A 24,434-nucleotide genomic window follows, 5' to 3' on the forward strand; every position below is an offset into this window, starting at 1 on the left:
TAAACAGTCAGACATTTTATCAAAAAGTTATCATCCTCATTCTTCCTCCTCTTTCTAATTCAATTTCCTGTTGATTACCCTATCCATATAATCCTGATACCAGGCTTTCGCTACCTGTTTTCCTTTTTCAACTTCGGCAGTTTTCAGCTGGTCTATCAGATTTTTTTCAAGTCCCAGATCACTTTTATCATAGACTCCGAGGATTTGTTTTCCGTCAAAACGGTACATATAGTTTCCGATAATAAACTGTTCGGTGCTTCCATCAGAATTTACAACAATAGAGGGATAGTTTTTGTTGCTTACCAGGCTTCTCCCCCAGCTTCTGATAGGTTTATTATAGCCGATAAGGTCTGCCAGTGTCGGATAAATATCTGCCTGTTGTGCTGTTTCCTGGCTGATTCCCTTGAGCTGATAATCAGGGTTGGGGGAATAAAAGATCAAAGGAACAGCATACCGGTTCATTGCCCGTTCATATTCAGAATAATACACCTGGTTGGTATGATCCCCGGTGAAAACGAAAATCGTATTGTGGAACCAGGGCTGCTTTTCAGCGGTCTCAAAATACTTTTTAATGGCATAGTCCGTGTACTGGATCGGCTCATGCATTTCTATTCTGCCTTTTTTAAATTTCCCGTTGTATTTTGCAGGGATTTTAAAAGGATGATGTGAGGAAGCGGTAAATACTGTAGCCATGAAAGGTTGTTTTTTTCCTACATTTTTAGCAAAATACTGAAGGAAGGGCTCATCCCATATTGCCCACATTCCATCAAAATCCTCATCATGATTATATTCTGTTTTTCCAAAATAATGTTTGAATCCCAGGATATTTCCGAATCCGAGGAAACCCATCGATCCGTTGGGTGCCCCGTGGTAAAAAGAGGTATCATACCCCAGATCATTACAAACGGAAACAATAGACTGAATTTTCTGATTGGAATACGGAGATCCTGTAAAAGCATCTGTAAGGCTCGGAATTCCTGCCAGTACACTGCTCATTCCGTGAATAGACTGTCTTCCATTGGCAAAAGTGTTGGGAAAAATAAGACTTTGAGTGGCCAGACTATCTATAAACGGAGTGTAGGAAACGTAATCTTTAATATTCTTATCTTTATTAAAAGCTCCGGAATATTCTCTTCCGAAAGATTCTACGATGAAAATAACAATATTAGGACGATTTTCAACTTTTCTTTCATATACCTTGTAGGGAAATACATGATCTTCAATATATTTTTCATCTACAAAATGAACTTCTTTAAAATTATTCGTATTTAAAGTTCTGAAAAAAGAAAATGTACTATTGAGAACCATGTTCCCCTGTAACGGATTTGTTACAAAACGGGTAGCATCCACCATATTGATAGGTCTTGTGCTATGCTTGAAGTCCCCTCTGATCCCTCCTACAACCAAAACGGCCGTAATGCATAAGGTAACAATCGAATACAGAAAGTAAGGAAGCAGTTTTACCGGTTTTTTATCTTCAACCTTTACTTTTTTATAAAGGAAAACCCATACCACCATTAAAACAATATACCAGATCAGTACAAAAGGATGTTGCCCGATGGAAATCATTAATGTTTTTGAAACGTTTGACTCATGCTCTGCCACCTGAAATACTGCTGAAGTAAGCCTTGCCTGGGAAAATTTATAATAAATAAAATCCCCGAAGTTCATTGCATAGGCCAATCCGTTGGTCAAAAAATAAAGCCAGAAAAGAACTTTCTGAAAGCCTTTTTTAGTATTGATCACCAATGGCAGCAGGCTGAGAAGGATAAATAAGGCATTCACATATAAAATAGCCGTTGTATCGAAAGCTGTACCGTGATAGGCTAATTTTATATATTCCGAAACGGTATCCACTTTAATAAGGTCTTTATTAAAATACCAGAACAAAAGTCTGGCAATCTGATAAAAAACATATGCTAAAAAAATTCTGTAAAGCAATACCAGAACTTCCTGTTTTCTAAATCCTTTTAAAAATTTCATGCCGCAAATTTACATCAAAATCACTATAATGCATTTTTTAGTCCATATTATTTTGAGCTGTAATTTTTAAAAACTGTAATTTTGTGGTTATGGATTTTATAAAGAATAATCTGGCCAACGCTTTGACCCTAGCTAATTTATTTGCAGGTTCCATAGGTGCTATACATCTTATTTCAGGAGACTATCAGACCACAGCCCTTTGTCTTGTTCTCTCCGCAGTTTTTGACTTTTTTGACGGTTTTGTTGCCAGAGCCCTGAAATCAAACTCTAACCTCGGGCTTCAGCTTGATTCTCTTGCGGATATGGTGAGTTTTGGATTGATTCCCGGCCTTACGATGTATAAAGCCCTGGAGCCTTTCGGAACTGAGCTGCTGGGAATGCATTTACCTTTTGAAATCAAATATACAGGTTTACTGGTTACCGTATTTTCCTGTCTGAGACTTGCCATTTTTAACCTTGATGAAGAACAGCGTTATTATTTCAAAGGTCTAAATACTCCTACCAACACCGTTTTACTTTTCGGTTTGTATTACGCTTTTAAAGAAACCGGTAACTTCAGCTTTCTGTTTGAGAATGCCTTGTTATTGATTTTACTCACCATCCTTACCTCCTGGCTTTTGATCAGTCCGATAAAAATGATGGCTATGAAATTCAAATCCAGGCAATTAAAAGATAATTACCCCAAACTTGTTTTATTGATAGGCGGCATTATTATTATTGCCTTATTTAAAGTGGTGGGAATACCGATACTAGTCCTTTATTATATGCTGGTATCATTAGTTTTTCAAAACCAGTTAAAATAAAAGCTTCAGGTATCGGAAGATAAAAAATACATATGAGACTAAAATAAATACACAATCTCATTTTCAAATTAAAACACATTTCAAATTATTAATCAACAACATGAATTTAAAACTCCATAAACCGCTTTGTATTTTTGACCTGGAAACTACAGGTACAAATATCGGAAAAGACAGAATCGTTGAGATCTGTATCTTAAAGGTAAATCCTGATGCTTCCAGGGAGAGCAAGACATGGCGTATAAATCCGGAAATGCCCATTCCAAAAGAATGCAGCGAAATTCACGGAATTTATGATGAAGATGTAAAGGATGCTCCTACCTTCAAAGAAATTGCTCCCAAAATTATGGAAATGATTACCGGAAGTGATCTGGGAGGCTTTAATTCAAACAGGTTTGACGTTCCTCTTTTGGCAGAAGAGCTGTTACGGGTGGGAATGGATTTCGATCTTAGCAAATTCAGATTAGTGGACGCGCAGACTATTTTCCACAAAAAAGAACCCAGAAACCTGGGAGCGGCCTACCAGTTCTATTGTGGAAAAACATTGGAAAATGCCCATTCTGCAGAAGCTGATGTGATGGCCACATTTGAGGTATTGGATGCCCAGGTGGGAAAATATGATGATATTCCTAATGAAATAGGCCCTTTAAGTGAATTTACCTTCCATAATAAACATGCGGACCTTGCCGGATTTATCGGATACAATGAGAAACTTGAAGAAGTTTTTAATTTTGGAAAATATAAGGGACAATGTGTAAAGGTAATATTCCAGAAAGATTTAGGATATTTCGGGTGGCTTCAGAATGCCGATTTCCCGCTGTATACTAAGAAAGTATTTACTAAAATTCAATTATCTGCTAAATTTTAAGAATGTCTGATCTTGTCCGTTTTAAATTTTATGAAACTGCCCTTGAAGCCAACAGGGACAAACAGATACTGGCTGAAAACGGAATCAACAGTTTCATTGCGAATGAACAGCTTATCCAATCGGATTGGCTGCTTTCTCAAGCTGTAGGCGGCATCCAGCTTCAGGTTTTTGAAGATGATATAGAGCAGGCAAAAAAAGTCCTTCAGGAATACCATGATAATGAAAAATTTGCCCTGGAGGTAGAACACACCATTGATCATCCCGGATTTGATTTTGTATGTCCCCGATGCGGCTCCAATCATATTTACAGGGACGACAGTGCAACCAGCTTCTTTGGGATTTCCTTTCTGACAAGCCATACATTTAAATGTTATTATTGTGGAAATGAATTTACCCGTTAGTCCTCAAAAATTATATGAGTCTGTTTTTTAAATAAAAGTGTTTCGATCAGATGGTCAATATCTGAAATAAAATAAAAAATTATGAAAATTATCTGCATAGGAAGAAACTACAGTGAACATGCCAAAGAATTAGGAAACGAGATTCCGGAACAGCCTGTCATTTTTATAAAGCCTGATACAGCAGTTTTAAAAGGAAATGATTTTTACCTTCCCGAATTTTCCAATGATATCCACTATGAGCTGGAAGTTGTGGTTAAGATTTCAAAAGGCGGAAAATATATCCGGAAAGAAACCGCTCACAAACATTATGAAGAACTTAGCCTTGGAATCGATTTTACAGCACGGGATCTTCAAAGTGAATTAAAGTCCAAAGGACTTCCGTGGGAGCTTGCCAAGGGTTTTGACGGCTCAGCTGTGGTAGGTAATTTCTTCAAAAAAGAAAATTATGACCTTGAAAAACTGTCTTTTTCACTCTTGAAAAACAAAGAAAAGGTGCAGGATGGAAATACAAAAGATATGATATTTAATATTGATGATATTATTGCCTTTGCTTCTCAGTATTTTACCTTAAGGGTAGGTGATCTTATTTTCACGGGAACTCCGAAAGGAGTAGGAAAAGTAAATGAAAATGATATCCTGGAAGCTTACCTTCAGGATGAAAAAATTCTTGATATCCGAATATTATAAGTATTTAACATAAAAGTCTGGTAAATTTTTCCTATCTTTAGGTAACAAAATGAAAGGTTATGATCAATATTATATTACCCGTAGATTTTGGGGACAAAACAGACCAATTGGTAGATGGTGCCATAAAATTTGCAAAACAGATTAACGGCAGAATCTATCTGATCCATGTAGCACCATCAGACATTGGCTTTGCTATCGGTGATATGGGATTCCAGTATTTTCCGGAAGTGGAAGCCAACGAGATCAGAGAGGAACTTATTCAGCTTAATAAAATTGAGCAGAGGATAATTGCCCATGATATTGATTGTGAGCACCTTTTAAAACAAGGTCTTGCCAAAGATATCATTCTGGAATATGCCAAAGCAAAAAATGCAGATTATATTGTGATGGGATCACACGGAAGAAGCGGAATTTATGATGTATTTGTCGGAAGCTTAACTAAAGGGCTGACCAAAAGTTCGCCTGTTCCGGTGTTAGTACTGCCTATTCATGCTTAAAAACAGAAAATTTTAATCGTTAGTAATAAAAAAACCGATCAAATAAATTATTTGATCGGTTTTTTACTATATAACCAATTAATTAACCTTCTTTTTTATAGATATTCGGATCATAGTAAGGATGCTTACCTTCCGTTGGAGAATAATAGTCTTTATCCTTGTCACCACCTAGTGTAACCACCAGAACATAGCACCAATATGTAAATAATACACAGCAAACAATAAATAGGATCCAGTTTAAAACATTACCGAAAGCATCAAAGAAACCGAAAGACCATTTGAAAACTTTGCTTAAGAATAGAAAGAAAGACGTCATTATTTTCCTTTTTTAAATTAACTTTGTACAAATTTATAAAAAATGTTTAAATTACTTTCAAAAGAAAGCAATATTTTTTCAATCCCTGTTTATATTGGTTGCCTTCTTTTAGTAGTCGTAATATTTAACATACTGAATTTCAATACTTACGAAGCAATTGTTGCCGGGATTACTTTTCTGGGAATTGCTTTGGGATATTTTTGTTTTCACAGTATTGCGCTTAATTATCAGACCCATCTTCCTTTGTTCCTGTACACCTTTTTTATTTTTGGGCTGTATCCGGGGAATTTAGATATAGGAATTGCGGTTTCCCTGCTTACCAATTCTTTTCTTATTCTTCTTTTGACGAGTGCAGATGAAGATATCAGGAAGAAGTCATATGTACTGGTGGGAGCTATTGTTGCCCTGAATTTTATCTTCCTCCCTACCACCTGGCCTATGGCCGTTTTTGTGATCATTCACGTAGTGGCTACTTCTGCCAGAATAGGGCTGAACCTTTTCAGGTTTCTTTTGGGGATTATTCTGATCACATTCAGCTATTTCTCCGTGATGTATTTTGTACAGTTTACTTCCTGGAATATAGATTATTTCCCATTCGGAAAAATGAAACCTGTGACAGATTATACAGAATTATTACCTTTGATTCCTGTAGTGCTGATGCTGATCTATGCAGTATATGATCATTTTAAAAATTACAACAAAAAAAGCCCGATCAGCAGATATAAATACACCTTTCTGCTTGTATTTTCTGTTGCTCAGCTGATCACGATTATTCTGTATATGAATAAAAACTATGAATATTTGCTGCTGTTGGCATTTCCATCGAGTATTATCCTGAGCAGAATGATGAGATTTTTACCGAAGTACTGGATGCAGGAAGCCAGCCTATGGCTTATCATTATCAGCTTGCTGACCTTCAAGGCCGGTACCGTTTTTGACTTATTTTAAAAAATTATGATTCAGATAGACGATAAATTGATTTCTGAGGAAATCTTTTCCGAAGAATTTGTTTGCAACCTTACCAAGTGTAAAGGTGCATGTTGTGTGGAAGGAGATGTAGGGGCTCCGTTGGATAAAAACGAGCTGGAAATACTGGACAGTATTTTCGACAAAATAAAACCTTATCTGACCCAGGAAGGTATTAAAGCCCTTGAAGAACAAGGAACATGGACTACTGATCCACACGACGGAATGTATGTTACTCCCATGGTGGAAGACCGGGAGTGTGCTTATGTGACTTTCGATGAGAAAGGAATTACCAAATGTGGTATTGAAAAAGCATATGAAGACGGTGCTGTAGACTGGCAAAAGCCTATTTCGTGCCATCTTTATCCTATCAGAGTTACAGAATATTCTGCATTCACGGCTTTAAACTACCATGAATGGAACGTATGCAGTGATGCCTGCACTCTTGGAAAAGAACTTCAGGTTCCGGTTTATAAATTCTTAAAAACTCCACTGATAAGAAAATATGGAGAAGAATTTTATACCGTTCTGAGCGAAGCTGCCGATGAATGGAAAAAAGAGTATGGTTCTTAACCAGTCAGGATTTGAATGAAATAATAAAAACCGTAGTATGTACTACGGTTTTGCTATATTGATACATTGCACTAATCTTCCCTAATCAATTTTACAGGCAGCTAACCTACAAAGCCACACATTAAATTAAAAAAAATATAATTTACTATAACAAAGCACTTAAATATAATAAAAATTAATCCCATAGATTTGATTTATATTTTTATATTTGATAGTATACTAAAACTTATATTATGGTACGATTTGACGAGCTATGGAAAAATCATCCGGGAAAAGGCTCCCATCCCTGTAATATAGCATTATTTCCGAACCAGTGTGCAATCAGGATGAGTGAAGCTCTTCATAAATCAGGTGTTGATTTAATGTCCTTTAAAGGAGTAAAATGCTGGGAGAAACATAAAGATGGTTTTAAGCATATACTGAGGGCTCAAGAGCTGGCTGATTGGATTTACATGCATCCCGAAATATTTGGGAACAGATTGAAACTGGAGAGAAAAAAATACCCCAAAATGGGCAATAAATCCTTTAAGAATGGAAAGGGAATAATTTTTATTAAAGATGGGTGGTCAGGAGGCACAGATCACATCGACATTTGGAATGGAATATCTTTAAAAGGTGGAGATGCTTTAGATTATTTGTGGAGAGGAACAGAAATCTGGTTTTGGGCTTTAATATAACTATTATGAAAAATACTTGCCTTGTACTCATCATATCTTTAATATCTTTTTCCTGTAAAAAAAATCAGGAAAAAGGATACACTCAACCTATTACTAAAAAAAGTGCAGTAATAGTAACTGATACAGCCATTATTGATGGAGTATTATTGGAATTAACAAATGACAATGGAAAGGCTGAATTAAGCATTAACTCCAAAAAATATAAATTATCCGGTAATATAAAAATTAAGCCACCATGTTATTTTTTACGAAGGGATAAAAATAAAGTTGAAAATTTCTCTTATCCAGATGTAGGAGTAAAACATACTTTGATTATTCTTGGAAACATGGCAACACAGGACGAAAGAAAAATTTTTGGTGCAGAAAACAGCAATACTATATGTGGAACAGGTATGCAAGGTATTTTATTTAAAAAAGACAGTATCATTATTACAAATAAAACTTTAACACACTCATTTGTATGTGCTGATACAGGTACTGATGAAAAAGATTTTAATGGTTTTGCTCATGATTAAGATTTCTATATCAGAAATATTTCCCCACATTTAAATATAGAAAAGCTCAATATTATAATAATAAAAAACCGCAGCATATGCTGCGGTTTTTTATTATAAACAAGGCTAAAAACTATTGTTTCACAACCGTTGCTCCTGTAACTTCTGCTTTTGCATCAGTTTTCTTAACTTTTTCCCAGCCATCTTCCGGCATAAGCATTGCGATTACTTTTCCTTTGGAAAGATACTTTTTAGCCACATCCTGAAGATCTTTTACCGTAAGAGCTTTAACTTTATCCTGATAGTTCAGGATATCATATTTATCACTTCCATCTAACTGGTTCCTGGCGATAGAATTCAGCCAGAACATATTATCTTTAAGCTCGGTTTTATTGTCATTATATTCTCCTTCTTTATATTTATCCAGGTCCTTCTGCTCAGGTCCTTTATCAATTAATTTCTGAAGTTCGGCAATAGCGCTCTTTGTCAGTTTTTCAGCATTTTCAGGACCACATGGGAAACTGATACTGAAATTATAGTTGCTGTAAGGAACTTTACTCATACCTCCTCTTGCTCCACCACCGTAGATACCGCTTTCATCTTCTCTCAGTTTTTCGATCACTTTGATGGTTGCCACTTCCCCAAGAGCTGATAAAGCAAGTGCTTCCTTCTCATTATAAGGAGCTTCTCCACTGTAAGAGATAGTCACCATACTCTTAGGATCTTTTCCTTTTTTATACACTTTTGTATAGTCTCCGGTCAACTGTCTGTATCCGGTATCCTTAAAAGCTGTAGTCTTTCCTGATGATGGCAAGCTTGCAATATACTGTAAGACTTCATTTTTAAATTTCGCTTCATCTATATTTCCCACAAAATAAAACTGGAAGTTTCCGGCATTGGCAAATTTTTCTTTATAAATATCATATGCTTTTTTGTAATCTGTATTCGCCCAGTCCTTTTCCATGGGGAATAATCCGATAAATCTTGGATTTTTCTGATTCATGAACTTGGCATGCTCATTAGAAAAGTAGGCTTGTGGGTTAGACAATAGATTGTTAAGCATGGCAGATTGCTTATCCTTGTAAGCATTGAAAGCCGCCGGGTTATAGTTCAGGCTGGTAAAATAGGCATACATCAGTTCCATTGCCGTTCCTAAGTCCTTTTGGTTCGTTCTTCCTGAAATTCCTTCATACAGGGTTCCTACTGAAGGGTTCACGCTCACCTGCTTTCCTGCCAGATAGTTGGTAAGATCAGCTTTAGAGAACCCTCCTACTCCTGCTTCTGTCAAAGCTGAAAAAGCGAACTGGGTTTTATTAAAATCTGCATCCGGAATCAGAGAACTTCCTCCCAAGCTTCTTGCTGTAAACACGATTTCATCATCTTTGAAATCAGTTTTTTTGAAGGTTACTTTAGCGCCGTTGCTCAATGTCCAGGTGGTTGTTCCCAGCTTGTCATCTGTCTCTGTTTTAGCAATTTTCCCTTCTGATTTGAAAGGTTTCACTAAATTTTTAATAGTTGCTTTCTCTTCATATGGCTTAAGATCTGCCATTTTCACGGTTTCAAAGGTATTAAGAACCATGGCTTCTGTTGGCATAGAGATATTATCTTTCTTAGGACCGGTGATGACAATTACCCTGCTGTCATCTTTTACCATTTTCTTGATGACCTCATTGGTTTGTGCAAGCGTTACTGTTGGAAGGAAGGATTTGGTATCTTCATATTCCCAGGCAATCCCCGGCATAGGTTCCTGCTCCAGGAAATTTCTTACATATTCATCTACCAACATATCGCTTTCCGTTTTATCCCTGTTATTATAAGATCTTTCCAGATTGGAAAGCATCTGCGCCTTTGCCCTGTCAAGCTCAGATTGTGTAAACCCGAATCTCTTTGCCCTTTCCACTTCTTCCAGTAACACTTTCAGTGCATTAAGCTGATTCCCTTCTTTCACCATGGCAAATCCCTGAAACGCTTCTTTACTTCTGGCATACGTTCCGCCATGATATACGGATCCGAAAGTAAAAGGAGGATTGGTAGAATTGATAAGTTCTTTCAGCCTGTTATTCAGCATAGTGGTGGAAAGCCCTTCCACAATACTTTGATTATATTGCTCAATGGTTACATCGGGTTTATAAGCCTCTGCATCTTTCATGATAAACTGCACCATAGAGTTGGTAGCGTCCGGATCAGTTTCAATGGCCACTAATGTTTCTTTATGGTTAGGAAGGTCAAAAGTCTTTCTTTCTCTGGGCTTTGACGGGTTTTTATATTTACTGAAGTTATCTTTGATTTTCTTTTCAACTTCATCCACATTGATATCTCCTACCACTACAATGGCCATCAGATCCGGTCTGTACCAATCCTGGTGAAACTTCCTGATAACATCCGGTTTAAAGTTTTCGAGCACTTCTTTTTTTCCGATTGGAAGCCTGTTGGCATATTGAGAGTTGTACAAAAGTTTCGGAAGATACTTATCAGCCATTCTTTTATCAGCTCCTAAGCCAAGCCTTAATTCTTCCAAAACAACGCCTCTTTCTTTATTGATTTGTTCATCCGAAAGTGTAGCATTAAACGCCCAGTCTTCCATCACTTTCAGCCCTGCATCCAGATTACCGGGTTTATCCAGAGGAACGGGAAGCATATAAACCGTTTCATCAAAGCTGGTATAAGCGTTAAGGTGTTGTCCGAATTTTACACCGATAGATTGCAGGAAGTCAACTAGTTTATTGTCAGGAAAATTTTTCGTCCCATTGAAGTTCATATGCTCCATAAAATGGGCCAGACCTCTTTGATTTTCGTCTTCAAGAATAGATCCGGCATTAATAGCCAGGCGAAAATCCACTTTCTTTTCAGGTAATGTATTTTTCTTAATATAGTACTTCATTCCGTTGGAAAGGGTACCGATTCTTACAGAAGGATCTACAGGGATATTCTGTGCAAAAACATTTGAAGACATTAAAACAATGACTGCAAATGAGGATAAAACGTTTTTCATGGTATTAATTATTTACGGCTTAAAACTACCAATTATTCATAAGGTAAGGAAATCACCGAATCTATTTTTATAGTTAAAGTTGAGTTAAAAGTTATTAATATATTAAAAAAACCGGGTAATGCCCGGTTTTTATATCTTAAAAAAGTAATTTTATTTAAAATCAGCGTCCGTAACTCCGGAGTTGATGACCACTTTGGTAGTTTTGATATTCACCTTCTGGCCTCCTCCTTCTGCATCTACTTCTGCCGGAAACTGTAATCCGTCTACGGTCATATAACTTTTCACTATTACATTACCTTCACCTGCCATTGTTTTATATAAAAGTCCTGTAGCCGCATCGAAATAAAACTTCCCTTTATCAGAAGAAAGTACATTATAATCTTTTCCGTCTAGTTTTTCAACGGTTACGTTCTGGAAATTAGCAGGATCAAAGGCCAATGCTTCTATGGGTTTTGCTTTTTTCAAATCAGCTATTTTGTCAGCAGGAATATCTGTCTTATTTCCCATCTGTTCAAAATATCCTTTTTCCCCATCAAAAAGCTGAACCATCTGCTGTCCCATTACCGACTGTACAGATTTGAATTTATTTCCCATCTTTTTAGTGGTCATTGTAATTTCCATTCCCTGTACGCTTAGCGTGTTATCTGTAACGATAGACTTTACAGCTTCCAATTTATCTTTTCCTCCTAAAGCTTTGAAGTAATTATCAATAACTTCTTTAGCCGTTAATTTTGATTTTACGGCTTCTGTCTTAGCAGAAACAGCTTCTTTTTTCTGAGCAGCTGCCGGAACGGAAAAAAGTACAGCGCAGAAAAATGGAATGATGATCTTTTTCATATACATAATAGTTTAGGGGATAAATATATGAATATTGGCTGACATATATACCTACGTTTATTAAAATAAAAAAACCGTCAATATTGACGGTTTAATATTATATCTGTGTATAATTATTTTTTAAGCTCTTCTAAAAATTCGTCGTGGGAAATTTTAGTTTCTTTTTTGCTTGCTTTTTCAAGAATTACATCTTTTAATTTAGCCATAGCTACTTCTGAAGAGATTTGTCTCACCTGCTCCTGATCTTTCAGCATTTCAACAGCATATTTCTGAATTTCTTCATCTCCCAGGTGGTGAATTCCATAGATGGCCAATTGGTTTTTCACCAATTGCTCAGCCTGTGCCAATACATCAGCATAATCTAACTGGATTTCGTTATCCGTCATTAGCTTACCTTCGATGATCTGATATCTCAACTGGTTTTTCTCTGCTTCAAGAATTTCTTTAGCCTGCTCTTCAGACTGGATATTCTGGTTAGAGAACATTAACCATTTTACAAGGAAAGCTTCAGGAAGTGTTACTTCTTCTTTTTCTGTAATCTGCTCCAATACTTTATTCACAAAGTGAACATCAGCATTTTGCTGGAAGTATTCATCCAGTTCTGATTTTACTTTTTCTTTAAGTTCTTCTTCAGTCTTGATGTTTCCTTCTCCGTATACTTTATCGAATAATTCTTCGTTTAATTCAGCTAAGTTTAATGAATAGAAATCTTTTACTTTTACTTCTACTTCATTGTGGTGCAGGTGCTCTACTTCTTCTTTGCTGAATCCTAATTCCTTAGCTAATTCTTCATCTCCGGCTAGAGTTTCTTTAGACACTTTTACAGATCCGTCCATTTTCAAACCTTTTACCAATTTGAAAGCTTCTTTGTTTTCAGCTGTAATGGTAATGTTTTTTGGATGGTGGTGGTGTTCCCCTTCAGCATCTTCTTCTACAACCTGGGAAACTTCTAAAGCGATATAAGAATCTTTAGTGATTTTATCTTGAGGAACCTGCTCTGCGAAACGCTTCTGCATGTTTTCAATGCTCTTGTTGATTTCTTTTTCAGAAGCTTCTACTTTATAGTGAGGGGCTTCATATTTAGCTAAATCTATAGTGAATTCAGGCTCATACCCAACTTCAAAAGCAACTTCCAGCTGATCAGCATTGTAATCGAATTCGTTTACGGGCTGAGGAATTGGCTGACCAACTAATCTTAATTTGTTTTCATTAACATAGTTGTTCAAAGCATCAGAAACCTGTTTGTTGATTTCTTCAAATGCAATACCAGCTTCATATTGTTTTTTAACCATACTCAAAGGCACTTTCCCTTTTCTGAATCCAGGAACTTGCGCATTTTTAGCATAATTAATCAATTGCTTTTCTACTCTTTCTTTGTAGTCAGATTTCTCCAATGTTACTGTAAGTAATGCACTTACGTTATCATGGTTTTGTGCGGTAACCTTCATTATTGATTAAAATTTTAGGTTGCAAAAATAGGAAATTTTTATGAAAATCACTCATTTAAAATCAACTTAAAACGTCAAAAATTGTTAAATAAAAAACCACTGAATAAATCAGTGGCTTTCCACATTACATATAACTACATATGTTCTATTGACAGTGTAGCTTATTTTTGATAAATATTAGTGAAAATCTATAAAGATATCCACATCACTCTCACCGCCTACAGTACTTCCAAGCTGATTGTCTGCCGAAGGGGAATTATCATTCACAGAGGAAGGCCCGTGTACAAGAGTAATATTAGCTTTACCAGTGGCCGCAGCTGCTACTGTCCATTCAGTTTTAAGCCCTAGTTTTTTACCATCTGTTCTTATAATGTCATCCGCCGTTCTTTTTACTTTTATATCAGCACCTGAAAATTTATAGGTGATAAAGTGCATATCTTTTTCTTCCAGTATCTCATCTGAACTATGATAGTGGTCATCATGTTTGATTTGAAAATCAAGAGCTACCGTATAGGTTTGGCCCTGATCAAGGTGAAGATGGTCGGCCGTTTCTCCATTGACTACATTGACCGTCTGTACATTTCCATTCGCTTTATTGGTTACGGTTACCACCACTTTTCCTATTTCTTCATGTTCGTGGATATCTTCAGGAATATCGCTGCTTCCGTCACGACATGAGAATAATAAAATGGCTGCCAATAATAATAGTGATATGTTGAAAAATTTTTTCATTTTAATTTAATTTTAAATATTAATAATTAGAAATTGTATTTAAGAGTAAGCACTACATTTCTTCCCGATTCCGGCATATAATACCTCAATCTGTTAAGATATTCTCTGTACTCTTTATTGAAAATATTATTGATTCTGAAATTCAGATTCAGATTTTTGAATAGGTCTGCACCTATGGACGCATTAAATATGGAATAAGCTGCCGGTGTGGAACTATAATCAATGACTCTCGTCACCAATTCTTTATCCTCGATAAACTGCACCGTTTGGTCCCTGATTGGGAAACGATTCTGCTTAAATACATTTTCATTTTCCAGTCTAACGTAGAAATTGTAAGGTTTGTTCAGTTTAAATTCTAATGAATTTCTCAGGTTCATCGGCATCATCAGGATCAATGGTTCATTTTTTGTAAGGTCGTCCCCCCTTAATGCACTGAATCCGGTTGTCCATTTCAAATTATCCAGAATGTTAAGCTGTGCATCTGCATCAATTCCGTAAATTCTGGCTTTTACCTGCTGGTACTCCCATACCGCAAAACTTCCCCTGGTTGTATTCTGAAAGTCTACCGGCATTTGATTAATAAATCCATCCGAAAACATAATGTACGGATTGGCTTCTATCTGTAATCCTTTCAGTACATTCAATCTTCCTGTAAGCGACAGGTTGGCATTATATACTTCTTCCTGTCTGATTCTTAGATCTCCTTTTTCAATAATTGCGGCAGAATGGTGAAGCCCGTCTGCAAATAACTCTGCGGGATTCGGGGTTCTGCTGATTCTTGAAAAATTAAATTTAAGATCAAAATCTTTAGAAGGTTTATAATTCAAACCGATATTGGCTGAAAAATTATGATAATCAAATATAGGACGCGCTAAAATTCTGCTGTCATTCTTCTGTACATAGAACTGCGGAAATACAGAGGCGTACTTATCATTCCATTCTTTGGCATCATAATATTTGTAGGCGTCATATCTGCTGAAATCATATCTTATTCCGGCTTCTGCATTCAACACAGGGCTGAAACGATATTTAAATACAGAAAATACTCCTGCATCATACCGGTAGTAGTCAGGGATTAAACGCCTTGCTTTCGTAGCAGGATTGGGATAGTTATCCTGAAATCCGGCAGAAATTCCACTTTCCAGACTCCAGTTTGCCCGTTCCAGAAGATGAGTTAAAGAAGCTGAATGTGTTATCAGCCTCAAATCCATGGAAGGAATATCTTTCAGATCACCTTTTCTGATGTCATATTCCTTACGTCTGTTCAGCTGAAAGCTATATTGGAATGTAATTTTCCCAAAATCTGCAAAACGCTTGTAGGCGGAAAGTTTTATAATATGATGCTCTACATTTTGTTTGGGATTACCAATATCGTAACTGAAATCATCCAGAAAATAAGGTTGTCCGAAGTTCATCGCCATATAAGCATCATAGTTATTTCCTAGATGTGCTCCCTTATAAATTCCGAACTCCTGGTTAATACCATTGTAAGAGATATCAAATCCTTGCATAAAGCTATGATTTCCAAAAGAAAAATTAAAGGAATTTACTTCTGCTCCGGTATTCTGGAGCGTATGATGCGGAATATAAAGGTCTCCGAGCTTTTTATAGCTTCCTCCGGCTTTAACAAACCATTGGTTTTTCCAGGCCTTCAAGGCATTTGCCGAGATTTCCCCTCCTCTTCCATTAGAAATACCGGAAAGCTTCACATTTCCCATTAAAGTATCTTTCTTAGGAGGCAGTAACGGCTCCAAAAGGACTACTCCGGCCACTCCATCGTTCCCGTATTTCAATGCAGATGCACCTTTAATAACATCTATATGTTCAAAATCATTGACATCCACATTAGGAGCATGTTCAGCACCCCATTCCTGTTCTGCCATTTTCACCCCATTATTCATAATGGAGATACGGCTTCCGTAGAGACCATGAATCACAGGTTTAGTAATGTTATTCCCTGTCTTCAGTACAGCTACTCCTGAAATTTTAGAAAGAATATTTCCCAGATTTTCTGTAGAATTCCTTTCAATATCAGCTTTATCCAGTGTTTTCATTACCACAGAGCCTTTAGATTTGTGGCTTCCATGCAAGGTTATGGTTTCGATATCACCGGTATGGTGCTCTAAGGTGATGGCTAAGTGGATATCCCGATCAACTCCTATATTTTCAGTATAATCATTGCAATCAGGATGCTGTGCAATGAGGGTATACTTTCCTGCAGGGATTTTATCAAAAGAAAATTTACCTTCCTTATTGGTTCTGGATGTAAAGCTTCCGATTTTAATAACTGCATTTTCCAACATGGCCTTATCGTGAAAGTCCTGGACGGTTCCCTCTACAGTATACGTTTTTTGTGCGCTTGTAAATACTGATCCACAAAAGATCAGCAACAGGCAATATATCAATTTCATTGTAAATAGATTGATTGCGTACCTTTTCAACAGGTACATTTTCGTTAAAATTTATGAAAGGGGTGTTAATTATACAAAGTATGAGGAATTAGGAGCTAGAATTAGAGCTGATTGAGGTTTTTATTATATAAATACCAACTAGCAGCTAAAAAGCAATCGTGTTGCCAACAGCTTTAAACCTTAAACTTGTAACATTAAACTTAAGGCACTGCACCTTAAACCCTGTAGAAACTGTGAATTATGAAATTGCGGGAGGCCCCCGAAGCTGAAAAGTGAATTTGGTCTGAGACCAGATTTTCTCCTGAATAGCAATAATCTGCTTTACTTCATGAGTATAGTGCTCTAAAGTAAAACTGAAGTCTTCAGGAGCTAATGAATGTCCGGTAGCCAAAAAGTGGCAGGCCAGACAGTCGCCGGCTTTCTCTTTAGTAGCGGCTTTCGTCATTGTGTTCTCTGTTTTTTTAAGGTTAAAAGCCTTAAAATAATCCACAGAGTCATGATGGTGAAAGCTTTGAGAAAGCAGCGCGAGGAAATACACTCCAAACAATAGCCTGGAGATAAAACTCTTAAAATTTCTGCTTTCTTTAATCATGCTTCAAAATTATGAAAATAATTTAATTGTCAGGCCAAACTTGTATTAAATTACTTATATGATTACGGACAATATGTATAAATGATTCATAACAAGTTACAAAAAATGCTTCATAATTGAGTATGAAGCATTGATATCATTAATCTAATTGGGTTCCAAGATATTCCCATTCCTGTAAAGCTGTATCCAGCTCTTCTTTAGCTTTATTGTATTTCTCTAAAGTTTCTTCGGAAGGATTCTCTTTGGCAAAAGAAGCTTCCATCTCTTCTATTTTAATTTCGAGATCGGAAATTCTTTCTTCAACTTTTTTTATTTTATTCTGAATATTTTTTTGTTCTTTACTGATGATACCAGAAGTCTGGTTACTGCTGACAACAGGTTTTTCTTCAGCTTTCTTTGGCTCTGCCTTTACTTCTTCATGATGAAGTTTAGCTTTTTCAGCAGAAATTTCTCTGATGGTTTCCTTTTGTCTGTATTCAAGATACTCATTGATATCCCCTAGGAATTCTTTCATTTTTCCATCACGGAATTCATATATTTTATCACAAAGACCCTGAAGGAATTCCCTGTCGTGAGAAATCACAATTAATGTGCCTTCAAAATTCTGTAATGCCAGCTTAATGATTTCTTTAGACTGAATATCCAGGTGGTTGGTAGGTTCGTCCATAATCAGTGTATTAAAAGGACGAAGCAATAATTTACAAAGGGCCAGACGGTTCCTTTCTCCTCCGGAAAGAACTTTTGTTTTCTTGGAAACGGCATCTCCCTGGAACAGGAAAGATCCTAATAAATCCCTTACTCTGGGTCTCGTTTCTTCGGTTGCAGCATCTTCTGCTTCTTCCAAAACTGTTTTATTCGGGGTCAGTACTTCTTCCTGATTCTGGGCAAAATATCCGATGTTTACGTTATGTCCAAGATTCCAGGTTCCTGAGTAATCTTTAATATCTCCCGCCAAAATTTTGGCCAGTGTTGTTTTTCCCTGCCCGTTCTGCCCTAAAAGTGCAATTCTGTCTCCTCTTTGAACAATAAAGTCCACATTATCAAAAATTTGCTTATTACCATAAGCTTTTCCAAGGTTTTCCGCTTCAAAAATCACCTTCCCCGGAACCATAGATTGTACAAAACGGATATTGAATTTTGAAACATCTTCATTATCCACTTCGATACGTTCAATTTTATCTAATTTTTTGATCAGGGACTGGGCAAATGATGCTTTGGTAGCACTTGCACGGAATTTATTGATATTATCTTCCATTTGTTTGATCTCCGCATCCTGGTTCTTTTTAGCCTGAATCAGTTTTTCGCGGCGATCTTCTCTCATGATCAGATATTTTGAATAATTGGCTTTGTAGTCATCCACCTTTTTGTTGTTGATATCAAAAGTACGGTTACATACTGCCGTCATAAACTGCTTATCGTGGCTTACCAGGACAATAGCCCCCGGATAGTCTTTCAGGAAGTTTTCCAGCCAGATGATAGATTCCATATCAAGGTGGTTGGTAGGCTCATCGAGAAGCATGATGTCATTCTTTTGAAGAAGTAATTTTGCCAGTTCAATTCTCATTCTCCAACCTCCTGAAAACTCATCAGTAATTTTATGAAAGTCATCAGCCTTAAATCCTAGCCCAAACAAAACTTTTTCCATGTCTCCTTCCAGATTGTAGGCATCATGGTTCATTAAAAGATCATTCAGCTCGGTCATTTTATTAATCAGATCGGTATAAGAATCACTTTCATAGTCGGTTCTTGTTGCCATTTGATGGTTAACCTCCTCAAGTTCATTTTTCCATGCATTGATCTGCTCAAAGGCCTGCATGGTTTCATCCCAGACAGTCCTCCCTTTTACAAAATCAAGGTCCTGTTTCAGGAAACCGATGGTAATACTTCCTTCGGTTACCACATCCCCTTCGTAGAAATTGATTTCCCCGGAAAGCATCTTCAACAAAGTAGATTTTCCTGCTCCATTTTTCCCCACCAAACCTACTTTATCATCCTTTTTGATGGTGAAATTTACATTTTGAAATAAATAATTTCCCGAATGATGTAATCCTAAACCTTGAACCGAAAGCATTTTTTTAATTAATAGTTAATACTGAGTATGAATTTCCGGGTGCAAAAATACGGAAAAAGAAATGAATAGGAGAATCTGACGGATATATATCTTTAATTCAGAATTTATTCATTACCTCCAATTATTTACCTGTCATCCATCAGCATCCTGGCAATATTAATAAATTTTATTCTCATTTTAGTGAAAAAACAATAATTATCAATTATCTTTATAGGATACACAAATATCTATATCATGAAAAACTTGACACCAGAAGACAAAAACAGAATTGATGAATTAAAAAATCATTTGCAAGAAAGAAAAAATCATCTATTGGGATATCCTGTAACACTTAACTTTGATTATTCTTTGCTTTATAAATTCCTTCAATATCCTGTAAACAACGCCGGAGATCCGTTTTATATGGACGGGTCTCACCATATGAATACGCATTCTATAGAAAGAGAGGTCATCCATTTTTTTGCCAATTTACTAAAGGCGCCGGAAAATAATTATTGGGGGTACGTTACCAATGGCAGCTCAGAAGGTAATCTTTATGCACTTTATTTAGCCAAGCGTTTATATCCCGGAGGGGTGGTTTACTTTTCTGAAGAATCCCATTACAGTATTGAAAAAAATATTGATATATTAGGCTTAAATTATCAAAAAGTAAAATCCCAGCCTCACGGAGAGATAGATTATAAAGATTTTGAAGAGAAAATCTTGCTCCATCAGGATCAGCCTGCAATCATCATTGCCAATATTGGGACCACCTTCAAGGAGGCAAAGGATGATATCAAACCTATCCAGGACATTTTAGGCAAATGCAAAGTAAAAAAATATTATATCCACTGTGATGCTGCATTTTGTGGGAGTTATGCCCAGTTTTTATCTCCAAAACCGCATTTTGATTTTAGTGAAGGAGCGGATTCTATTATTGTAAGCGGACATAAATTTCTAGGGTCCCCTATTCCCTGTGGAATAATCATTGTACTAAAGCACAATAAAGAAAGAATTTCAAATTATGTGGATGTTCTGGACAGTTTAGATGATACGATTACCGGATCACGTAATGCCATTACTCCTCTGATAATATGGTATATGATCAGAACCGTTGGTACAGAAGGAATTCATCATCAGCTTAATGAGTGTCTTAATTTAGCGGCGTATACCCAGATCAAAATAAACCATCTTGGAATTAAAGCCTTGCGCAATCCGAACGCCCTTACAATAATTTTTCCCCGCGTAAGCAAGGCACTCCAGTATAAATGGCAATTGGCAGCTCATGGTGCATTCAGCCACCTCATTATCAGACCGGGAATCACAAAAGATATGATAGATTCTTTTATTACAGATTTAAAGAACGACGTCAATTATCGGAAATAAACTGGTTCAAAAAAAATCATAGTTGCGTTGTAAAAATATCACAAAACGGTTCTAGGATGGAGCCGTTTTTTTATAGATATTAAACCAGAGGCCAAGGCTAAAAAAAGAGACACCCTTAAAAAGGTGCCCCTCATAACCTAAATTTAAAATTGAAAAGTACTAACACATATTTATTGGATTACTTTTTGGGTAACCGTACTTTTTACAATAGAACGGATCCAGATATCGTTATTAGGAACATTGGTTCCATACAGGAAATCTGCAACAAAACTATCTTCGGGTAAGTGAAGCTCTACAGAAAGTCTTGTCTGGTTATCTTTGTTCAGAACCGTGCTGCTGGAAACATTCAGTCCGTTATTGATCAGTTCTGCATTAATTTCCTGATGAGATTTCTTCAGCAAAGCTTCACTATACAGTCCGAAATTGGAAGAAATATGGATATAATTTGTAAATTTTTCATAGTCGTATACAGGTTTCATTTCCGGCAACAGGTATTTTGCATAGTTTCTGAGCTCTGTATAAAAATGGCTAAGAAAGGCATGTTTTCCACTGCCCTGTTCAAAGTACAGACCAGTATCTGTACTAAAAACTACTGATGTGTCATTGGTTTCTTCAAGCATGAGTTTTCCATATACCTTCGAGAGATCATGGTAAACTTTATCCCTGGTAATATAAGCCTGAGAATAGGTGTCTCCTTTCTTAATCCGGTAACCGGAAAGCAAGGCATCCCAGATCCGGATTCCTCCTGCATCGGTTTTGGCATTTCTGATATCCGAAATATAGTTCCTCACATCTTCAGCATTGATAAAATCTGTTGAAATAAACACTGATTGCGGCCCATCCAGGTATCCTCCGCCTACGTCAGCATGAGCACCGGGAACAAAGATTTCTTTCCATACGACATCACCACTTCGGTATTGCTGATCCAGCATGGCTTTTGAATTTTCAAAAAAACCGGTGAGCGGAAAAAAGAACCTGGATTCATTAACGGCACAAAGATGCAGTGAACGTTCTACCTTCTGAGACAGGCTCAGATCATAGGTATTGAAAGGCTTGGATTCTACTGTATCGAAAACTCCCAAAAACCTGATTTTGATATATTCTGTAGAATAATGAGCTAACAACCGATTACAAAAAGTTCTCACCAGCATTCCTCCCCTGCCAAATCCGTAGAGATAAAAATGATATTCCCCATGGCCCCTGCTGAATATTTCCTGCACAAAATTTTCTGCTTTCTGGAGTTTATCATCAGAAGAATAGCCATTACCATAAGGTGGATTAGCACAGGTTGCCATGGCAAAATTATTATCTTCGCTTCCTGTTACCGTTCCAATTCCTTCAATATATAATCTTTCATCTCCAATAAATAAACTGTATAACTTGTAAATATTAGTAAAAGCACCATAATAGCTTTCATTATTATCCAATAGTTTATCCGGAGACAGGACGTTCATGCCATTGTTGCCTGTATCATCAAAAAAAATACCTACAGAAATCACACTGTTATCATCACTATTTTTATTCATATCCTGCTTGTGTTTTTATAGATCAATTCTATTTAAAATTCCCCTATAGGGAAAACGTTCAAAATAACTGAAGAAAAAAAAGCCAGGCTAGAGTGAAAAGTACTAAATAAAAAATTCCGTATTTCTACGGAATCTCCATTATATTTTTTCTAAAGGATGGATATTATTAACGATAGCATAAATAACAATGCCTACTGTATTTCTGGCACCAATTTTTTCAAGAATACGCTGCCGGTGGCTTTCTACAGTTCTGGGACTGATAAATAATTTTTCTCCGATTTCATTGTTGGTAAATTCCTGGCAGATTAATTTTACTACGTCTTTTTCACGCTCAGACAATTCATCTTCGCTTTCAAAGAGTGAGTTTTTCTTGGCAGAACCATTCATATAAGTAAACAGCATCTGATGGTCTTCCGCTGTAAAAAACACACCGTTTTTATCTACCATTGTGATCGCATCAATAAAAGTTTTCCTGTTTGAATTTTTAGGAAGGAAGGCAGAGACTCCCAGCTTCACCATATAACCAAGAATAGATGTCTTATAGTGGGAAGAAAGGATAATGATTTTAAGATCCGGGTATTTTTCTTTCAGAATCTCTACCAGCTCAAAGCCGTTCATTGGTTTCATCTGAACATCTACAAGGGCAATATCCGGGAAATCATGTTTTGAAAGTTTGTCCAGTGATTCTATAAAACTGGACCCGTTATCTGAGGTGAGGCATACTGATATATTTTTTTCATTTGACAGCAGCATTTTCACTCCTTCCAGGATCAGCTGTTCATCATCAATCAGGGCTATTTTAATTTGGGAACTCATTATGTTTTGGGAATTTTTATGATTAGACGGCTTCCTTTATTTAAAAAAGTATTTTTCCATTTATGGGCAGCATTCATAGACTTGATACGGGATTCAATATTCTTGATTCCCATTCCTTTTTTCACCTGTTCATAATCGAAGCCCTGGCCGTTATCTGAGATTACAACCGCCATATTCTGCGGGTAATCTTTTATATAGATCCATACATCTGTTGCTGTGGAATGCCTGATAACATTTGTAGTAAACTCCTGGATAATCCGGTATAGCTGTACTTCTATAAAAAGATCTTTCTTTTCGTATCCGGGCATTACCTGTAAAGAAATATTGATTTTATGGGAAAGGTTAGCGATCAGTTCTTCCACATACAATACCAGCCCTACAGATTCGAGGTTGACGGGATACAGGGTATGGGAAATGCTTCTGGCTGCATCAATCAGGGAAGACATCTGGGTATAAATATTTTTCTTAATCAGTTCATCTCCTTTTGTATCCAGGTTATTGAGCCATAAAGAAAGAATGTTTAGCCGGTTTCCGATATCATCATGAATCATCACCGCTATTCTCTTTCGCTCTTCTTCCTGGGCCCTTATATTTTCCAGTACCAGCTTTTTCTGATGAAGGACCTCAGCCTTATGCCGGGTATTTTTCTCTTGTATGATCCTGCTGATAAAAGCTCTGTACGCGAGCAAAATAAAAGACACTATAATTGCTATGGTAACAATTATAAGTATCAGCAGGTTAATATTTAAAGTTACTTCTTTAATTTGATAAAAATATATAAAAATGAACAGTACAAAATACTTGAAAGAACATTATTGGCACTGAGAATAATAAGATAATCATCTTCAGACAGATGGGCAATCTGATGCTGAACAATAAAAAAGAATACAGAAACAGAGTAATAGAAAAAAATACAGGCATCTGCCGGTAAAAATCGGTTTTGAGAAGGACTGTCTTTAATTTCCCTGATTAAAATGGCTCCTGAAAGACAAATGATGATGATGTTGGAAATTACTTTTACAATGTCTGCATTCGCAGGGATGCCTGCTCCATATTTTAAAATCATAAAACCTGAAGCAAGGGCGGCGGCCAGAAGAAGGTAGTATTTAGGCACGTTCAGTTTCCTGATAAATAAGGCTGTCAATAAGAAAAATTCTCCGGCAATGTAAAAAGGATAAATAAATGAAGTATCATTAAGGTTGAAAATATAAGGCAAAATAAGGTTCAGCAATTCAATAAAAAAAAGAAAAGCAATATAATGAAAATAGGGCTTCTCCTTATTGTTTAAAATGCGATACTTCACTGCTCCCAGTAGTATAACAGACAGGAGCAGTCCATAGTTCAGGAATAAGATTGCCCTATAAAGATCAGCCATCCTTACA

Annotated in this window: 23 protein-coding genes; 10 read left to right on the forward strand and 13 right to left on the reverse strand. The window is 36.5% G+C overall.

Annotated features, from left to right (window positions below):
- Positions 1–54 precede the first annotated feature (54 nt).
- Positions 55–1,983, reverse strand: a complete 1,929-nt coding sequence (locus OK18_RS03015) for an LTA synthase family protein (protein WP_053327039.1) — start codon at positions 1,981–1,983, stop codon at positions 55–57.
- Positions 1,984–2,072: 89 nt separating this feature from the next.
- Between OK18_RS03015 and OK18_RS03020 the strand changes: the two genes are divergently transcribed.
- The 5 genes from OK18_RS03020 to OK18_RS03040 all read left to right on the forward strand — a co-directional run bounded on the left by OK18_RS03020 (position 2,073) and on the right by OK18_RS03040 (position 5,236).
- Positions 2,073–2,786: a CDP-alcohol phosphatidyltransferase family protein gene (locus OK18_RS03020; protein WP_053327040.1), complete on the forward strand. Its 714-nt coding sequence runs from the start codon at positions 2,073–2,075 to the stop codon at positions 2,784–2,786.
- 100 nt (positions 2,787–2,886) lie between these two features.
- The gene (locus tag OK18_RS03025) at positions 2,887–3,651 is read left to right on the forward strand and encodes a 3'-5' exonuclease (RefSeq protein WP_050019894.1); all 765 of its coding nucleotides are present in this window, start codon (positions 2,887–2,889) and stop codon (positions 3,649–3,651) included.
- 2 nt (positions 3,652–3,653) lie between these two features.
- A complete protein-coding gene (locus OK18_RS03030) occupies positions 3,654–4,052 on the forward strand; it encodes a putative signal transducing protein (RefSeq protein WP_050019893.1) in 399 nt (132 codons plus the stop codon).
- 81 nt (positions 4,053–4,133) lie between these two features.
- Positions 4,134–4,739 (forward strand): fumarylacetoacetate hydrolase family protein, encoded by a 606-nt coding sequence (locus OK18_RS03035; protein ID WP_050019892.1) that lies wholly within the window; start codon positions 4,134–4,136, stop codon positions 4,737–4,739.
- A gap of 59 nt (positions 4,740–4,798) precedes the next feature.
- Complete coding sequence (locus OK18_RS03040) at positions 4,799–5,236, forward strand: universal stress protein (protein ID WP_050019891.1); 438 nt, start codon at positions 4,799–4,801, stop codon at positions 5,234–5,236.
- An 82-nt stretch (positions 5,237–5,318) separates the two neighbouring features.
- On the opposite strand, the gene OK18_RS03045 is transcribed toward OK18_RS03040, so the two are convergent.
- Positions 5,319–5,552 carry a DUF6341 family protein gene (locus OK18_RS03045; RefSeq protein WP_002976854.1) on the reverse strand — a complete coding sequence of 78 codons (234 nt, stop codon included), beginning with the start codon at positions 5,550–5,552 and terminating at the stop codon, positions 5,319–5,321.
- Between the two features lie 42 nt (positions 5,553–5,594).
- On the opposite strand from OK18_RS03045, the gene OK18_RS03050 reads away from it, so the two are divergent.
- The 4 genes from OK18_RS03050 (at position 5,595) to OK18_RS03065 (ending at position 8,283) form a co-directional block, all read left to right on the forward strand.
- A complete protein-coding gene (locus OK18_RS03050) occupies positions 5,595–6,500 on the forward strand; it encodes a DUF6427 family protein (protein ID WP_053327041.1) in 906 nt (301 codons plus the stop codon).
- A gap of 6 nt (positions 6,501–6,506) precedes the next feature.
- Complete coding sequence (locus tag OK18_RS03055) at positions 6,507–7,091, forward strand: DUF3109 family protein (protein ID WP_050019890.1); 585 nt, start codon at positions 6,507–6,509, stop codon at positions 7,089–7,091.
- Between the two features lie 233 nt (positions 7,092–7,324).
- Entirely contained in the window at positions 7,325–7,768 is a 444-nt protein-coding gene (locus OK18_RS03060) for a type VI secretion system amidase effector protein Tae4 (protein ID WP_053327042.1), read from the forward strand.
- Positions 7,769–7,773: 5 nt separating this feature from the next.
- Positions 7,774–8,283, forward strand: a complete 510-nt coding sequence (locus OK18_RS03065; protein ID WP_053327043.1) for a hypothetical protein — start codon at positions 7,774–7,776, stop codon at positions 8,281–8,283.
- A gap of 112 nt (positions 8,284–8,395) precedes the next feature.
- Here OK18_RS03065 and OK18_RS03070 read toward each other — a convergent pair whose 3' ends face one another.
- From OK18_RS03070 to OK18_RS03100, 7 genes are all read right to left on the reverse strand, one after another.
- The gene (locus OK18_RS03070) at positions 8,396–11,254 is read right to left on the reverse strand and encodes a M16 family metallopeptidase (RefSeq protein WP_053327044.1); all 2,859 of its coding nucleotides are present in this window, start codon (positions 11,252–11,254) and stop codon (positions 8,396–8,398) included.
- Positions 11,255–11,404: 150 nt separating this feature from the next.
- Positions 11,405–12,091 carry a hypothetical protein gene (locus OK18_RS03075; RefSeq protein WP_053327045.1) on the reverse strand — a complete coding sequence of 229 codons (687 nt, stop codon included), beginning with the start codon at positions 12,089–12,091 and terminating at the stop codon, positions 11,405–11,407.
- Positions 12,092–12,204: 113 nt separating this feature from the next.
- Positions 12,205–13,539, reverse strand: coding sequence for a trigger factor (locus tag OK18_RS03080; RefSeq protein ID WP_053327046.1), 1,335 nt, complete (start codon positions 13,537–13,539; stop codon positions 12,205–12,207).
- 177 nt (positions 13,540–13,716) lie between these two features.
- Entirely contained in the window at positions 13,717–14,271 is a 555-nt protein-coding gene (locus OK18_RS03085) for a hypothetical protein (protein WP_156173215.1), read from the reverse strand.
- A gap of 26 nt (positions 14,272–14,297) precedes the next feature.
- Complete coding sequence (locus tag OK18_RS03090; RefSeq protein ID WP_174441945.1) at positions 14,298–16,682, reverse strand: TonB-dependent receptor; 2,385 nt, start codon at positions 16,680–16,682, stop codon at positions 14,298–14,300.
- 238 nt (positions 16,683–16,920) lie between these two features.
- Positions 16,921–17,274, reverse strand: coding sequence for a hypothetical protein (locus OK18_RS03095; protein WP_050019887.1), 354 nt, complete (start codon positions 17,272–17,274; stop codon positions 16,921–16,923).
- 139 nt (positions 17,275–17,413) lie between these two features.
- Entirely contained in the window at positions 17,414–19,345 is a 1,932-nt protein-coding gene (locus tag OK18_RS03100) for an ABC-F family ATP-binding cassette domain-containing protein (protein WP_050019886.1), read from the reverse strand.
- 234 nt (positions 19,346–19,579) lie between these two features.
- Between OK18_RS03100 and OK18_RS03105 the strand changes: the two genes are divergently transcribed.
- Entirely contained in the window at positions 19,580–20,710 is a 1,131-nt protein-coding gene (locus tag OK18_RS03105; RefSeq protein ID WP_053327048.1) for a histidine decarboxylase, read from the forward strand.
- A gap of 170 nt (positions 20,711–20,880) precedes the next feature.
- On the opposite strand, the gene OK18_RS03110 is transcribed toward OK18_RS03105, so the two are convergent.
- The 4 genes from OK18_RS03110 to OK18_RS03125 form a co-directional block, all read right to left on the reverse strand.
- The gene (locus OK18_RS03110; protein WP_053327049.1) at positions 20,881–22,236 is read right to left on the reverse strand and encodes a phospholipase effector Tle1 domain-containing protein; all 1,356 of its coding nucleotides are present in this window, start codon (positions 22,234–22,236) and stop codon (positions 20,881–20,883) included.
- Between the two features lie 138 nt (positions 22,237–22,374).
- Positions 22,375–23,052, reverse strand: coding sequence for a response regulator transcription factor (locus OK18_RS03115; protein WP_050019884.1), 678 nt, complete (start codon positions 23,050–23,052; stop codon positions 22,375–22,377).
- On the reverse strand, positions 23,052–23,753 hold the full coding sequence (locus OK18_RS03120) for a sensor histidine kinase (RefSeq protein WP_228377682.1): 702 nt from the start codon (positions 23,751–23,753) through the stop codon (positions 23,052–23,054). The genes OK18_RS03115 and OK18_RS03120 overlap by 1 nt, the downstream gene beginning before the upstream one ends.
- Positions 23,754–23,803: 50 nt before the next feature.
- Complete coding sequence (locus OK18_RS03125; protein ID WP_053327051.1) at positions 23,804–24,427, reverse strand: hypothetical protein; 624 nt, start codon at positions 24,425–24,427, stop codon at positions 23,804–23,806.
- Positions 24,428–24,434: the final 7 nt, after the last annotated feature.

It is taken from the genome of Chryseobacterium gallinarum, from assembly GCF_001021975.1.
Classification (GTDB): Bacteria; Bacteroidota; Bacteroidia; order Flavobacteriales; family Weeksellaceae; genus Chryseobacterium; species Chryseobacterium gallinarum.

Excerpts from the sequence above, each read along its gene's own strand:
- OK18_RS03015 (WP_053327039.1), bottom strand. The coding sequence starts at position 1,983 with ATGAAATTTTTAAAAGGATTTAGAAAACAGGAAGTTCTGGTATTGCTT.
- OK18_RS03020 (WP_053327040.1), top strand. The coding sequence starts at position 2,073 with ATGGATTTTATAAAGAATAATCTGGCCAACGCTTTGACCCTAGCTAAT.
- OK18_RS03025 (WP_050019894.1), top strand. The coding sequence starts at position 2,887 with ATGAATTTAAAACTCCATAAACCGCTTTGTATTTTTGACCTGGAAACT.
- OK18_RS03030 (WP_050019893.1), top strand. The coding sequence starts at position 3,654 with ATGTCTGATCTTGTCCGTTTTAAATTTTATGAAACTGCCCTTGAAGCC.
- OK18_RS03035 (WP_050019892.1), top strand. The coding sequence starts at position 4,134 with ATGAAAATTATCTGCATAGGAAGAAACTACAGTGAACATGCCAAAGAA.
- OK18_RS03040 (WP_050019891.1), top strand. The coding sequence starts at position 4,799 with ATGATCAATATTATATTACCCGTAGATTTTGGGGACAAAACAGACCAA.
- OK18_RS03045 (WP_002976854.1), bottom strand. The coding sequence starts at position 5,552 with ATGACGTCTTTCTTTCTATTCTTAAGCAAAGTTTTCAAATGGTCTTTC.
- OK18_RS03050 (WP_053327041.1), top strand. The coding sequence starts at position 5,595 with ATGTTTAAATTACTTTCAAAAGAAAGCAATATTTTTTCAATCCCTGTT.
- OK18_RS03055 (WP_050019890.1), top strand. The coding sequence starts at position 6,507 with ATGATTCAGATAGACGATAAATTGATTTCTGAGGAAATCTTTTCCGAA.
- OK18_RS03060 (WP_053327042.1), top strand. The coding sequence starts at position 7,325 with ATGGTACGATTTGACGAGCTATGGAAAAATCATCCGGGAAAAGGCTCC.
- OK18_RS03065 (WP_053327043.1), top strand. The coding sequence starts at position 7,774 with ATGAAAAATACTTGCCTTGTACTCATCATATCTTTAATATCTTTTTCC.
- OK18_RS03070 (WP_053327044.1), bottom strand. The coding sequence starts at position 11,254 with ATGAAAAACGTTTTATCCTCATTTGCAGTCATTGTTTTAATGTCTTCA.
- OK18_RS03075 (WP_053327045.1), bottom strand. The coding sequence starts at position 12,091 with ATGAAAAAGATCATCATTCCATTTTTCTGCGCTGTACTTTTTTCCGTT.
- OK18_RS03080 (WP_053327046.1), bottom strand. The coding sequence starts at position 13,539 with ATGAAGGTTACCGCACAAAACCATGATAACGTAAGTGCATTACTTACA.
- OK18_RS03085 (WP_156173215.1), bottom strand. The coding sequence starts at position 14,271 with ATGAAAAAATTTTTCAACATATCACTATTATTATTGGCAGCCATTTTA.
- OK18_RS03090 (WP_174441945.1), bottom strand. The coding sequence starts at position 16,682 with ATGAAATTGATATATTGCCTGTTGCTGATCTTTTGTGGATCAGTATTT.
- OK18_RS03095 (WP_050019887.1), bottom strand. The coding sequence starts at position 17,274 with ATGATTAAAGAAAGCAGAAATTTTAAGAGTTTTATCTCCAGGCTATTG.
- OK18_RS03100 (WP_050019886.1), bottom strand. The coding sequence starts at position 19,345 with ATGCTTTCGGTTCAAGGTTTAGGATTACATCATTCGGGAAATTATTTA.
- OK18_RS03105 (WP_053327048.1), top strand. The coding sequence starts at position 19,580 with ATGAAAAACTTGACACCAGAAGACAAAAACAGAATTGATGAATTAAAA.
- OK18_RS03110 (WP_053327049.1), bottom strand. The coding sequence starts at position 22,236 with ATGAATAAAAATAGTGATGATAACAGTGTGATTTCTGTAGGTATTTTT.
- OK18_RS03115 (WP_050019884.1), bottom strand. The coding sequence starts at position 23,052 with ATGAGTTCCCAAATTAAAATAGCCCTGATTGATGATGAACAGCTGATC.
- OK18_RS03125 (WP_053327051.1), bottom strand. The coding sequence starts at position 24,427 with ATGGCTGATCTTTATAGGGCAATCTTATTCCTGAACTATGGACTGCTC.